This window comes from Pseudomonas sp. XS1P51 (assembly GCF_054897845.1).
The window spans coordinates 478,481-492,244 of sequence record NZ_CM142707.1 but is presented as its reverse complement, the minus strand read 5'-3'; the positions used below and the strand labels follow the sequence as shown (position 1 = coordinate 492,244).

The following is a 13,764-nucleotide window of genomic DNA, read 5'->3' as shown; positions in this document are numbered from 1 at the left end:
TTTACGTAAGATGCCTGTTGTCTTACATTTGGTCAAACCCAATTTGTCCGACACTGGTCGGCAAGTACCCCGTCCAAGAACACAGGACAGCACCATGCCTGCGGCCATTATCTACTCGAAATCCGTACCCAGCAGTGCCCGAGACCGTCTGCTTGATGTGGCGTTGGAACTCTTCGCGACGCGCGGCTATCAGGCAATAGGCCTGCGCGATCTTGCAGGGCAACTGGGGCTGCATGCAGGCTCGCTTTACGCGCATATCGAGAACAAACAGTGTTTGTTGTTCGAACTGATTGAAGGCGCGGTGTCTGACCTGTTGGCCGATACCAAACGTCGTATGCGTGGAGCCAGGACTCACCGTGATCGCCTCCACCGCTTCGTGCATGCGTTCGTGGCATTCAACTTGGCAGAAAAGCACCGACTCCTACTGGTGACACGTGAATTCGTCAACCTGACCGATGAGCAACAGCAGGAAATCATCCAACTCAAGAGCAGCTATGCCGCCATATTGAAAGTAATCATTGCCGCTGAACTCGGTGAGAACGGTTGCATCAGCGACCGCACCGGACTGATCACAGAAGCCGTCATCGGTATGCTTTACGGACAATCCCTCTGGCAGAGCACAGAAGTCCCAGAACAAAAACTGACAGATGCCCTGACTCACTTTGTCGTGGGAATCATTACCTGCGGCAAAGACTCAGCGTTCAAGGCATAAGCACCATGCACCCGCTACGACATGCCCTTCATAACGAACTGCACGCTCGCCCTTCTCTGTACTTCAGCGAGCCGGCCTACGTTTTTCACATGGCCGTCATGGGGAGTGAAAGCGAGCGCCAGTCACTTCTCAACAGTCTCTATGATGAACCGGTTAGCGGTGAAATCCCCCAAGGCATCACCAGACTTGACGGGCATTGGCTGAAATGGGAACGACATGCCGAGTTCTTTACCCTCACTTACGTCGTCACCGCGCCAACGGATAGACCGCACTGGAGCTCCTTGCCAGATGCCCTGGCGGTAAAAATCACTCCCTACACCCAATTGTTAATCAACAGCGTGCAAATAGTGGTTTGCAACAGGAGTTCGTCGACGGGTGATCACTCGGAATACGGATTCAAGGACCCCTGCGGATCATCCATAGGGGGGTGGCGATGCAGCGGTTTGGAGCGATTTCCGGTTGAGCGAATGCGGCGAGAACCGGTTTCTGTTCATCAATAATCACCTCAACGCCTATCGCCAAGGGCGCATGATTCGCCGCCTCCTTGAGATTGAAACCTACCGCATGATGGCCTCACTTTCGCTGCCCGCGGCAAAGCAACTGAGTTCCCAGCTCAACGTTTTCGATAAAACGCTGGCCGATCTGTCGGAGCGAAACGCCGCGCCCGACAGAAGCAATACAAAAGCCCTGCTTTCAGAAATTGCAGAGTTGTCTGCAAAAGTCGTCAGCCTCGCAGCCAAGCACCGCCACCGCTTCAGCGCCACACAAGCGTACGCACAGCTCGTATTCGAACGTTTGGCAGAACTGCGGGAAAACCGCGCTGGCGATTGCCAGCGTCTAGGCATATTCATCGAACGCCGCTTCAAACCAACAGTGAGATACTGCGCCGTTACGGAACAACGGCTCGAGGTACTGGCGAAGAGCGTGGCCAATCTGGGTGAACTCTTACAGGCACGCGTGCAGGTGGAGATGGAGGAGCAAAACGCCGAAATCTTGAAAAGCCTGAATGCACGAGCGGATGCACAGATCAAGATTCAACGAGCGGTTGAAGGCCTCTCCATTATCGCCATCACCTATTACGTCCTGAACCTGTTGAAGTTGCTTTATTCCGGAGTGCATTTGCTGGGCATGGAGCTGTCTCCAAGATCAGCGGTCATTGCGATGGCACCCATTGCAATTTTCATCCTGGTGCAAATTCTTATACGGATAAGGGCAGCAAAACAGCATTGAACTAACCGCCTCCAACAAATGACAGCCGATTACAGCGCTCTCTCCGCCGACCAAAAATACGGGGGCATTCGGTCCTTAAAAAAGAAACACAACTCGCGCTCAGGATCAGCCTGGGAGACTCTCAGTAGTGCTTTCCCAACAAGCAGGATGATCAGCATGTTGATGTAAAAGTGGTGAGCAAGCAGGTGGGCGATCGTCAGACTCTGTTCAAAACCCGTAAGGCTCTCTCCAGACGGCGTCATGACGACACCCTGGTCCTTGCCGACAGCCAGAACGGTGACTGGACGCCGCATGGGCGCGACCATGATGCAAGCCTTAGGGGTCAGCCTGGACGTCATCGATCGCTGTTAAAACCATGTGCTGGCCGGCACCCGGGTAAGGCGCCACTACCTGCATCACGATTATGCCGAAGAGAAAAATCACGCACACATGAAATAGCCGCTCAAATGAGTGGCATTTTTGCGTATGCCTATGAGACGGGAAGCGAGACTCGCACAAAGGGTCTTATTCGATAAAATCCAGAGGTTTTTTTCCTAAGCACAGAAAGTCTTGATTTCAGGGGGAGACAAGTACCTAAAAGACTACCCCCTTGAGGACGGCATCAAACTGCCGATGCCGCCCCATGCGCTGTCACTCCTTAACGATAGCGCTCCAGCCAATGAGCGTAGGGTGCAGGCAATGTCCAGGACGCCTTGTCGACCCCCAGTTCTTTAGCCGCAAAGTACGCCCAGTGTGGATCAGCCAGATGCGCACGTCCTACTGACACCAGATCGAGTTGCCCTGCCCGCAACGCTCCTTCGGCCAGTTGCGGCGTACCAAAGCCCCAGGCCGACGTCACTGGCAAACCGGCTTCGCGACGCACGCGCTCGGCGATTGGCCCCATGAACGCCGGACCCCAGGGGATATTGACGTCGGGCGTGGTGAAGCCAACGCTGACGCTCAGCAAGTCCAACCCACCGGCCTTGAAACGACGGGCAAGCTCGATGGATTCGCTCAGGGTCTGCTCATCACGTCCGTCATATTCGATCACGCCGAAACGCGCGGTTAGCGGCAGGTTTTCCGGCCAGACTTCGCGAACTGCGGCGAGGGTTTCCAGCAGGAAACGGCTACGGTTATCGAAGCTGCCGCCGTAGGCATCAGTACGTTGGTTGGAATGTTCGGAGAAAAAGCTCTGGCCCAGGTAACCGTGAGCGAAATGCAGTTCGATCCATTCAAAACCTGCGTCACGGGCACGTCGGGCGGCATCGACGAAGTTCTGGCGAACACGGGCGATGTCTTCCTGGGTCATGGCGCGCGGCACGTTCGGCAGATGAGCGCCGAAAGCGATGGCCGATGGTGCGATGGTTTGCCAAACGCGAGCGTCGGAAGCGGGGATATGGTCGTCGCCTTCCCACGGGCGATTAGCGCTGGCCTTACGACCGGCATGGGCAATCTGGATACCGGGTACGGAGCCTGCGGCCTTGATAGCTTGCACCATAGGGACAAAGGCTTGCGCATGCTCATCACTCCAGATCCCCGCGCAACCTGGCGTGATACGGCCTTCAGGCGCGACAGCGGTAGCCTCGACAACCAGCAAGCCAGCGCCGCCGCGGGCCAAACTTGCGAGGTGGACGTGATGCCAGTCGTTGACGATGCCGTCGTTAGCCATGTACTGGCACATCGGTGGGATGGCGATCCGGTTGCGCAACATAACGTCTTTCAGTTTGAAGGGTTCGAACAATGCAGACATGGGAGAGCTCCAGGAAGCGAAGAGGCAATTTCATTCGATTGTTCGATGCTAATCGAACTATGGTAATGAGCGATAGCCCTGTTATTATTCGAGTCATGCGAGCCTTTAAACACCCAAATACCGAAGACCTGATTCTCGAACGAGTGCTTTACGCTTTGAGTGACCCTGTTCGCTTGGAAATCGTTCGCTGCCTCGCAGAGGTTCTCGAGGCCAGTTGCGGCGAACTGGACGGGGGACGTCCGAAATCCAGCATGTCTCATCACTTTCGGGTATTACGGGATGCAGGGCTTGTACACACCCGTAGCGTGGGAACTACGCATATGAATTCGTTGCGTGCCGACGTGCTTGGCTGTCGGTTCCCCGGATTGCTTGAGAGCATTCTTTCTCAGCAGTAAACCAGACCTCCGGCAAATGCCGCCACCCGTCACTGGAGGCAACCCGACGATTGCAGCGGGCGGCAATGAAGCTAATTCCTTGCCCATTAAATTAATGGCCGGTTCGCCGTACGCTCTCTCAGCCACCCTGTAAATTTCTTGATCGTCGAATGGACGCCCCATGCAAGCAGACCTATTTCTGGCTCGACCCGAGGATCTAAATCTGCTTCCTTCCGATGGTGCCGTGAACGATTTCGGCATTGTCCTGAGCATGATAGAAGCCGATGTTATTTTCTCACGCCTGATATCAGAGATTGCCTGGCTGGCCGATACCGCGCTCATCAATGGCAACGTCATCGAAACCAGGCGCCAAGTGGCGTGGTATGCAGACACCCCATCGCGCTACATCCATTCCGGTGTCCTGAGACAATCGTTGCCATGGGATGTCGAAATCCTCGACTCGCTCAGAGCCCAGGTTGAGCGCTTGACCGCAACGACGTTCAACTCGTGCTTGCTCAATCGTTATGAGGATGGCACCCAAGGAATGGGATGGCACAGCGACAGTGAGGCTACGGGTGAGCACGCTGTGATCGCGTCATTGAGTCTGGGGGGAACTCGAAAGTTTGCCTTCAAACACAAGAGCTCCGGTGAGCGTAGGGAAATGGCTTTGCACCATGGACAACTGATCGTGATGCGAGGGGATACGCAACAATATTGGCTTCATGCACTGACGAAAACCAACGCTGTGGTCTCCCCGCGTATCAGCCTGACGTTCAGACGGTTCCCGTAGTCTGCACGTTTTCAACTCATCGTCGCGCCCCACCGGCAAGCAGCCCCTCAGACCATCAGCTAGCTGCTCTGCCTTGGAAAGGCGCTATTGTATAAACACTGCCAGTTTCTATAGAATCCGCAAAGCATTAACCAGCCGATTTCGAGCATCGCCAAGCCCATGACCCAAAAGCCCACCAAGTCCACGCCTGCCAAACCCCGCAGCCGCTCCTCGATTGGCGCGGTTCGCAGCCCGCAAAGCACCGAGGCCATCCTGGAAGCGGCCGCCGCTATTCTTGAAGAGCAAGGGTATCGGGCGTTTACCATGGATGCGCTGGTCGAGCGTGCCGGGTCAAGCAAGCCGACCATCTATCGCTGGTGGCGCAGCAAAGGCGCTTTGTTGAGAGATGTTTACGAGCGCACCGCGTTGACTTTCGTCACCTCCCCCGACACCGGCAATCTGGAGCAGGATTTGATTGTGCATTTGCGCTCGCTTTGGACTTGGTGGCAGTCGTCTAGCGCCGGGGAAACCCTCCGCAGTTTCTTCATTGAAATTCAGATGGATTCAAAGGCCATTGCGGAATTCCGAGAGGAGTTTCTACCGCGTCGCGAACGTACTTTGCGCAAGATATTCGCCAGAGCAGTGAGCGCAGGGGAAATTGTCGACGGTCCTGCCGTGGAGGCCGCCGTCTCGATGCTCACAGGCATGTCCTGGCTGCATCTGATCACCGCGAACCTGGAAAACCTAGATGACATAGACAATTCAGTCGCGGTGATCGTCAAGGGCCTTAGAGTTCAATAGTCGTCAGAAGGTCTAGTTCTTTTTTTGCCCATAACGACACTAATAGTGTTTATTGACTAAATCGCACTCACAACCCGTCACCCTTTCATTTCTGCCCGCCAATCCTTACGCCAGAGAACACCGTTCATGAACAGTCGAAAAAATGAGGAGTTTACGGACGTGCGATCCAGACGCCCCTTTGCCGCCCAAGCGTCAGCCGCTATCTTGCTGATCCTGCTCGCCGGTTGCTCTTTCAGCGACTTGAAGCCGCAGTCCAGAATGCTCTCACCCGAGGATGCCGGTGAAACCTTGGCCGATAGCGGCATCACGTTATCACCTGCCGCTTGGCCAACCGAAACCTGGTGGACCAGTTTCAACGATCCGCAGCTCAACACTTTGGTTGAAGAGGCGCTCGCGGATAGTCCGACACTGCGCTCCGCCGCCGCTCGCGTGCGCCAGGCCGGCGCCCTGGAGGCTATCGAAAGTGCCTCACTGCTGCCACGTGTTGACGTAGCGGCGAGCACCACCCGTGAACGCTTCAGTGCTAACGGCACCACGCCTGCACCTGTCAAAGGCACCTGGCAAAATGTCGACCAAGCGACGCTGAATGTTGGGTACGAACTGGATTTCTGGGGTAAAAATCGCTCTGCCGTTGAAGCCGCCGTGGGACGTCGACATGCGCTTGAGGTCGACAGCCACGCGGCTGCGCTGATGCTGTCGACGTCCATCGTGCAAACCTATATCGCCTTGCAGGACACTTATGAGCAACTTGATGTTGCTCAAGCGTTACTGGACCAGCAAGTCCACATTGAAAAGCTGACGCAGCAACGCTTTACCGCCGAATTGGGCACGCAAATTGATATCAAGCAATCCCAAGCCTCGCTACCCGCCAGCCGGGCCAACATTGCTGGCCTCAAAGAAGTGATTGAGCTGAACCAGAACAAGCTCGCCTCTTTACTGGGCAAGGGACCTGACCGTGGACGCTCGATCGCACGCCCGCACATGCAGGCAAGCAACACCGTCGCGCTTCCCAGCCATATTCCTGCCGAGCTGGTCGGGCACCGTCCCGATGTGGTCGCTCAACGCTGGCGCGTAGAGGCATCGGGGCATGAGATTGATGTAGCCAAAGCCCGGTTTTACCCAAACGTGAACCTCACGTCCTTTATTGGCCTGCAAAGCCTAGCGTTCGACACCTTCAACGACCACAGCAGTCGAATTTTGGGCTTTTCGCCGGCGATCAGCCTGCCCATCTTCGAGGGTGGACGCTTGCGCGGCAATTTGGATGCTCAGGATGCGGCTTACGACCTCGCCGTTGAAAACTACAACCAGACCGTCATCGACGCGCTACGTGACATCGCCGATCAACTGTCTTCGCTGCGTTGGTTAAAAGAGCGACTGGCCCAACAACTCGAGGCGGTCAACACAGCCCAGGCCGCGTCCGATCTGGTCAACCTGCGCTATGGCGCGGGGCTGGCCACGTACCTGCAAGTGCTGGCAACCGAGAACGCGACACTGACCCAAAAAAGTCAATTGGTCGCGTTGCAGTCCCGTGCGCTTTCTCTGCAAGCCAACTTGAGCCGGGCGCTGGGCGGTGGCTATCGCCCCGAGTTCTCCAGCAATCCCTCTGCACTCCCAACCGTAGCTGATAAATCATGACCACCCAAACGTCCTCCCCCGTCGATCCCGCTCAACCCAAAGCCTCCTATCGCCCTCAGTTGCTGCTGATCCTGGGCATTGCGCTGTTAATGGCGACCTTGGGCATCTGGTACCTGTTGGGACTGGGTACCGAATCTACCGACGATGCCTATGTGGACGGCAACATCGTTCAGGTGACCTCTCAGGTCAGCGGCACCGTGACGGTGATCAGTGGTGACAACACCGACCATGTCGATGCCCATTCGCCGCTGGTCACGCTCAATGCTGTGGACGCCGAGATCCAATTCGAGCGCGCTAAATCTAACCTTGCCCGCGCCGTGCGCCAGGCCCGCACCCAGTATTACCAGGTGCAACAACTGGAGGCTGAAGTCAGCCAACGACTAAACGACGTAAATAAGGCCCAGGATGATGTACGCCGACGCAGCCAGCTTGCCGCCAGCGGCGCTGTTTCGCGCGAAGAGATCAGCCATGCCGAAGAGGTGCTTAAAAACGCCTTGGCGGGCCTGGACGGTAGTCGGCATGCACTGGCGGTTCGCCTGGCCATGGTCGATAACACGACTCTGCGTACCCACCCCGATGTGCTGGTGGCTGCCGCCAATTTGCGCGATGCCTGTATTGCTCTGCATCGCAGCCAAATCTACTCGCCGGTTACCGGTGTAATCACCAAACGCAGTGTGCAGGTTGGTCAGCGAATCAATCCAGGCGTGGCCCTGATGTCGGTGGTGCCAATCGACCAGGTGTGGGTGAACGCCAACTTCAAGGAATCGCAGATCCAGGATTTGCGCATAGGCCAACCAGTGGTTCTGCGTGCCGATGCCTACAGCCGCAAGGTGATATTTCACGGTTCCATCGTAGGTCTGGATGCTGGCACCGGAAGCGCGTTTTCGTTGATGCCGGCCCAGAACGCGACAGGTAACTGGATCAAGGTGACCCAGCGCGTGCCTGTGCGAATCGCCCTGCAACCGCAGGAGGTCGCCGACAACCCGCTGCGCCTTGGCCTATCCATGCGTGTGTCCGTTGACACCACCGACACCAGTGGGCAGGTGCTTAACAAGAAGACACCCGCGCAACCGGCCTACAGCACCAATATTTTTGAAAACGAGCTTAAAGACGCCAATGACGTCGTGGAGCAAGTGATCAGCGCCAACGATGACCGTGGCCAATATGCCAAGCATCTGAAACCTTGACGGGGTCTTTCATGTACCGGAAAAACGCCGCCTTGTTGATCACCGTAGGACTGCTGTGTGCATTGGAGTATCTGCAAGCCGGCATGATCGCCTTTGCCTCGGCCCCCATACGCGGCGAGATCGACGCCAGCCCTGAAGAGTTCACGCTGATTGCGGCGCTCTACGCGTGTATCGCCGTGGTGGTTATCTCAAAACAACGCTGGTTGGTGGAACGGCTCGGCTGGCGCAACTTCATGCTGGGCTCCATCAGCATTTACGTGTTGGGGGCCTTCGTGTGCGGCGTCAGCAGTAACCTCACCACCTTCACCGCCGGCCGCGTGGTCATGGCGCTGGGCGGCGCATCGTTCATGACCTCAGCACGCCTGATGGTCAACCTGCTCCCGCCGGGGCCCGGGCGATTCGTCGGGGTAAAAGTATTCGCCACTGGGCTGGCCTTTGGCACGGCAGCGGCGCCCTTTCTTTCATCACTGGTAGTCGTCGAGGACACATGGCACGCGATCTTCTGGCTACTGATTGTCGGTGCGTCGGTAGCGGCCGTTCTCTGCACACGTTTTTTACCCAACATACCTATTCACGAGGATGACCGGACGCCCTCCAGCCCGGCTAACATCCTGTTGTTATCCGTCAGCACTTTCTTCCTGCTGTATGTGCTTCAGCGTTCCTACTACGATTTTTACAACGAGATGTTCATCCTCCTCACCTTCGCGCTGCTCGCCGCCTTGGGCGTGTACATTTTCTTCCACGCCGAACACGGTAAAGAGGCGCCCTTCCTTAAGGTCAAGGACTTGATGCAGTCTCGTTACATCCTCGGAGTTGCGTTGTTCTGCTTTACCTACATTGTGCTGGGCAGTAACAACTACATCTTGCCGTATTTCCTGCAAACCGCGCTGGGTTACTCCTGGGACACCATCGGTACGTTCCAGGCCTTTGGCCTGACCGGTGCGCTGTTGACATGGTTCGTCATGGCTATCGTCATTCCAAAGTATCCAGCTCCGAAGAAGTTCTTCGTAGCGGGCTTCAGTGCCCTGATCTGCTTTGGCGTGTTGTTGTCATCCCTGACTCCCGACGCCAATATGTGGTCAAACATCCTGCCTGCACTGGTGCTTAACGGCTGTTTCGTGATGCTTGTACTCGCCACGGCGGCCATGCAGACCTTTCGCGATGTGACACACCATGACACGCTGTTCGCCCACGCCTATCAGATCAAAAGTATGCTGGCGCAGATCGCCATGGCACTTGGCACAACCGTTGCCACCTTGTTCCTGCAATGGCGCACCACTCTGCAATACAACAATCTCAACGAGCATTTCAGTTCAGGTGATCCGCTCTATCTGGAACAGACTCAACTGCTGGCTCAGGCACTCACACCTGCCGCAGGTGCGGGCCCAGCCAGTCAGATTTCGGTATCGACGCTTGCCCAATCCCTGCACCAACAATCAACCCTGGTCGCAAGCATGGAGTATTTCTGGGCTGTCATCGTAGTCGCCAGTGTTGCACTGGTCATTTCCATGATGCAGAAGACCTTCAAGTGACGACCGCGGTAACCTTTGGCAATCAAAGATCATGATAAAACTCGACCATCAAGAATTCGCTGTTTCATGTGTATACGAAGGCAGAACAGAGCGATCACTTCCTAGCATTCAAAAATCCAGAAAAAAAGTCACCTCAAATAGTCAGTGAGAAAACAAAAACCTCTTCATTAACAAATTATTAACAATACTAAAAATATCTTAAAGCCTTTTAGGCATCGTCCACTGCAGCAAGCCAGAAATTTTCTGAGGTTTGCAATAGAACCGGGGATGCCATATTGATTCGCACAGCACTTATATACTCTTCGCCCAACCGATCAAGCCTCTTGGCCCTATTTCGCCATGAGGGTTATTTTATGACGAAGTCAAACCGCCTCTTCGCGCGTGACAAATACCGGTTGCCTCGTCCAACACTTGTAGCCATTGCCACAAGCATACTATCGGCGAGCTTCCTACCGTCCGCATGGGCACAGACGAACGAGGAAAAGTTCCGCGACGGTGGCTCACAATGGGGACTCGGTATCGGCGTGGCGATGGAACGGAGGCCCTATCGCGATTTTGACGATAAGACGCGGGTCCTTCCGATGATCACGTACGAAAACAAATGGGTCAGCCTCTCTGTCCCTACCCTCGATCTGAAGCTACCGTCAGCCGGGCCTGTCGAATTCCGGCTGCGCGCACGATATGCCAACGATGGTTACGATTCCGGTGATTCCTCTTACCTAAGCGGCATGGACAAGCGCAAGAACAGTGTTTGGGTGGGCGGCGCAGCCATTTGGCACAACGACTTTGCGAACCTGACAACAGAGGTGCTGACTGACGGTTCGAGCAACAGCAAAGGAACAAAGTTCAAGCTTCAGGTAGACCGCCGTTTGTCATCAGGTGCTTGGGGGTTCACTCCACGGATGGCGGTGCACATGGTCGATAGCAAATACGTCGATTACTACTACGGTGTACGTGCATCAGAAGCCCGCATCGACCGCCCCCTTTACGACGGCAAGTCCACTACCAACATCGAAGTGGGCCTACGCGTGGACTATGCCGTTACGCCGAAGCAGTTGCTTTTCGTCGATGTCGGCGCTACCAGCTTCGGCAACGGTATCAAGGACAGCCCGCTGGTTGACCATTCTAACCAGACAGGACTTCGTGCAGGTTACGTTTACCGGTTCTGAGTGAGACATGCCCTTCCGCGTTTAACATGCGCCCCACCACGGAAAATACAGGTCAAGGCGCATCATTTCCCAGAAATAAAATCAGGAGTGGAGGGCTCAATCGGTCAGCTCCACGTGCACTTTTCGTCCGTTGGTTGGATACAGCTTCGCACTCATATCCAACCGTACCTGGACTTGTCTCCCTTCAGGCTGATCAGTGTGCGCATGTCCTTCCGCCACGCAGGAGCCAAGCATGAATATTGCCAACTGGCTGGACGAAGCCGGCCTTCGCTTCCCGAAGCGCCCAGCCTTGTTCGAGGGGCAGCAGCAAGTCGCCAACTACGGCGCCTTTGTCGCCCTGGTCCGGCACCGCGCCGCGTATCTGATCGACGAGCATGCCATTGCCCCCGGCGACCGGGTCGCACTGTTCATGAAGAACTGTTGCGAATACCTTGAACTGCTCTACGCCATCTGGTGGGCCGGCGCCGTGGCGGTGCCGATCAACTGCAAGCTGCACCCGGTCGAGGCCGGCTGGATAGTGCGCAACGCCCAGGCCCGGCTGATTTTCACCGATGGAGGCCAGGTATTCGCACCCGAGACCCTGTCCCAGGCGTGTCGAGAGCTGGATCGAGAGGACATGGGAGCACTGGCCTCGGCCGCTTCGCCGCCGGACACGCCTCATCCGCGTCATGCCGATGACCTGGCCTGGTTGCTCTACACCTCCAGCACCACTGGCGACATCAAGGGGGTGATGCTGAGCCATGGCTACCTGACGGCCATGTCACGGGACTGTTCGCCCGACGCCGATCCGCTCGACGTCGATGAGACCGTGGTGTATGCCGCGCCGATGTCTCACTGCGCCGGTCTCTACAGCCTGATCCATGTGCACAGGGCCGCTCGCCATGTCGTCCCGGAGTCCCGCGACTTCAAGGCCGACGAACTGTTCGAGCTGGCCAGCGGGTTCGGCAATATCACGTTGTTCGTGGCACCCGCCATGTTCAAGGACATGATCGAGCAGGCGCGCCGCCAAGGCTACGACGGTAAGGGCATCAAGACCATCATCCATGGGGACACCCCCATCTACCCGACAGACCTACGCAACGTACTGTTCAAGAACAGCTACGGCGAGTTCCTCAAGACGGTCGATAGCGGTTTTTCCTCAAGCAGCAGGGCCAATATCAAGGCGAACCCCATCATTATCAACGCGCCATGAAACACCGAGCGAAAAGCGACGAGCATCAACTCGGTATTCGTGGCAACGGACATCCCATTCGTCAGAATTGCACCAAATGCTGCTGCGCCCGTGGCGCCACCCAGGGTTTTGAAAAAATTAAGAGCCCCTGTTGCAACCCCAAGGTGGCGGTGCGCTACGGCGTTCTGCCCGGCCAGTAGAACGACCTGGATGAAAAAACCCAGGCCAACGCCAAGTATGACCAACATGAGCATGACGAGCCAAAGCGGAGTTGTGACTTGCACCAGACTCAACATAAATAGCCCGCCACCCGCAAGTAGCGCCCCCAGGATAGGAAAAATGCGGTACCGACCTGTGCGAGAAATGACTGCCCCTGTCAACGCTGTTGCAACGATCAGTGCGAGCAACAATGGGACAATGCAGCTACCAGAGAGAAAGGCTGACAGCCCGAACACTTTCTGCAGCATTAGTGGTACGAAAAACATGGCAACAAACAGCGTTGCTGTAGACAGGAAAAACAATGCCGATGAAATCGAAAAAATGCTGTTGGCAAATAGTATCAGCGGCGTAATCGGCTCAGATGCATATCGCTCGACCTGTAAGTACGCAATGAGCGACAACAGACTGACACCCGCCAAACCGAGTATCTGCCATGACCACCAAGCAAAAGTACTACCACCCTGAACCATAACGAGCAAAAACGATGTGGTAAAAAGAATTGAAAGAAGCGAACCGGCAATATCCAATCGGTGTGCGCTTTTATGAGTGGGTAGATGCAGGCGAGTCGCAATTATTACAAAGGCCAGCACACCGATTGGCACGTTGATCAGAAATATCCAGGGCCAGCTCCAATGATCCACGATCAATCCACCCAACACCGGCCCGAGAATGATTGCTATAGCAGGGACGATTCCAAGCGTGGCCTGGTACCGTGCTCGCTCACGGGGTGAAACCATATCCCCCACAATTGCCATAACCAACGAATTGAGCCCTCCGCCGCCTATGCCTTGCAATGCACGAAATCCGATCAGCCACAGCATCGTTGGAGCAAACGAACAGAGAGCGGAACCAAGGACGAAGATAGCTACCGAGGCTTGAAACACCTTTTTCCGTCCATGCATATCGCCAAGCTTGCCGAAAATTAACGTGCTAATGGCGCTGGTAAGCAAGTAGGCAGTAGCAATCCAAGGGGCGTTTGCAGTATCGCCGAGCTCCTCACCAATCTGGGCAAGTGCAGTGGCGACAATGGTTTGATCCAAGGTGGATATGAATAACACCAACATCAAAGGCAATAACACGGCTGAAACAGAGGTACCTGTTAAGGGCTGTTTCGCATCCGGAGATCGGTAGTCGGCACTTGGCATATCGGTTTCTCAACTAGAGGTTTCAGACTTGAGCCATACCGCCGTCCATAGCGAGGGTACTGCCTGTTAGGACGAGTTAGCACTGGTGAGA

General features: G+C 55.6%; 11 protein-coding genes and 2 pseudogenes. 11 read left to right on the top strand and 2 right to left on the bottom strand.

Annotated features, from left to right (window positions below):
* Positions 1 to 94 precede the first annotated feature (94 nt).
* The 3 genes and pseudogenes from ACYZUD_RS02390 to ACYZUD_RS02380 all read left to right on the top strand — a co-directional run.
* The gene (locus ACYZUD_RS02390; protein ID WP_462022422.1) at positions 95 to 712 is read left to right on the top strand and encodes a TetR/AcrR family transcriptional regulator; all 618 of its coding nucleotides are present in this window, start codon (positions 95 to 97) and stop codon (positions 710 to 712) included.
* Positions 713 to 717: 5 nt separating this feature from the next.
* Positions 718 to 1,942, top strand: a pseudogene (locus ACYZUD_RS02385) (DUF3422 domain-containing protein).
* 3 nt (positions 1,943 to 1,945) lie between these two features.
* A pseudogene (locus ACYZUD_RS02380) lies at positions 1,946 to 2,380 on the top strand (site-specific integrase); the annotation flags it as partial.
* A 199-nt stretch (positions 2,381 to 2,579) separates the two neighbouring features.
* Here ACYZUD_RS02380 and ACYZUD_RS02375 read toward each other — a convergent pair.
* Positions 2,580 to 3,671 carry an NADH:flavin oxidoreductase/NADH oxidase gene (locus ACYZUD_RS02375; protein ID WP_462022421.1) on the bottom strand — a complete coding sequence of 364 codons (1,092 nt, stop codon included), beginning with the start codon at positions 3,669 to 3,671 and terminating at the stop codon, positions 2,580 to 2,582.
* Positions 3,672 to 3,730: 59 nt separating this feature from the next.
* On the opposite strand from ACYZUD_RS02375, the gene ACYZUD_RS02370 reads away from it, so the two are divergent.
* The 8 genes from ACYZUD_RS02370 to ACYZUD_RS02335 all read left to right on the top strand — a co-directional run bounded on the left by ACYZUD_RS02370 (position 3,731) and on the right by ACYZUD_RS02335 (position 12,330).
* Positions 3,731 to 4,066, top strand: coding sequence for an ArsR/SmtB family transcription factor (locus ACYZUD_RS02370; protein ID WP_462025170.1), 336 nt, complete (start codon positions 3,731 to 3,733; stop codon positions 4,064 to 4,066).
* 160 nt (positions 4,067 to 4,226) lie between these two features.
* The gene (locus ACYZUD_RS02365) at positions 4,227 to 4,835 is read left to right on the top strand and encodes an alpha-ketoglutarate-dependent dioxygenase AlkB family protein (RefSeq protein WP_462022420.1); all 609 of its coding nucleotides are present in this window, start codon (positions 4,227 to 4,229) and stop codon (positions 4,833 to 4,835) included.
* A gap of 159 nt (positions 4,836 to 4,994) precedes the next feature.
* Positions 4,995 to 5,615 carry a TetR/AcrR family transcriptional regulator gene (locus ACYZUD_RS02360; RefSeq protein WP_462022419.1) on the top strand — a complete coding sequence of 207 codons (621 nt, stop codon included), beginning with the start codon at positions 4,995 to 4,997 and terminating at the stop codon, positions 5,613 to 5,615.
* A gap of 126 nt (positions 5,616 to 5,741) precedes the next feature.
* Complete coding sequence (locus ACYZUD_RS02355; protein ID WP_462022418.1) at positions 5,742 to 7,250, top strand: efflux transporter outer membrane subunit; 1,509 nt, start codon at positions 5,742 to 5,744, stop codon at positions 7,248 to 7,250.
* Positions 7,247 to 8,437, top strand: a complete 1,191-nt coding sequence (locus tag ACYZUD_RS02350; RefSeq protein ID WP_462022417.1) for an HlyD family secretion protein — start codon at positions 7,247 to 7,249, stop codon at positions 8,435 to 8,437. The genes ACYZUD_RS02355 and ACYZUD_RS02350 overlap by 4 nt, the downstream gene beginning before the upstream one ends.
* Positions 8,438 to 8,448: 11 nt before the next feature.
* On the top strand, positions 8,449 to 9,969 hold the full coding sequence (locus tag ACYZUD_RS02345) for an MFS transporter (protein WP_462022416.1): 1,521 nt from the start codon (positions 8,449 to 8,451) through the stop codon (positions 9,967 to 9,969).
* Between the two features lie 353 nt (positions 9,970 to 10,322).
* Positions 10,323 to 11,138, top strand: coding sequence for a MipA/OmpV family protein (locus ACYZUD_RS02340; protein ID WP_462022415.1), 816 nt, complete (start codon positions 10,323 to 10,325; stop codon positions 11,136 to 11,138).
* 232 nt (positions 11,139 to 11,370) lie between these two features.
* The gene (locus tag ACYZUD_RS02335; RefSeq protein ID WP_462022414.1) at positions 11,371 to 12,330 is read left to right on the top strand and encodes a class I adenylate-forming enzyme family protein; all 960 of its coding nucleotides are present in this window, start codon (positions 11,371 to 11,373) and stop codon (positions 12,328 to 12,330) included.
* Here the strand turns inward: ACYZUD_RS02335 and ACYZUD_RS02330 are convergent.
* Entirely contained in the window at positions 12,237 to 13,673 is a 1,437-nt protein-coding gene (locus ACYZUD_RS02330) for an MDR family MFS transporter (RefSeq protein WP_462022413.1), read from the bottom strand. The two genes, ACYZUD_RS02335 and ACYZUD_RS02330, sit on opposite strands and share 94 nt — an antisense overlap.
* Positions 13,674 to 13,764: the final 91 nt, after the last annotated feature.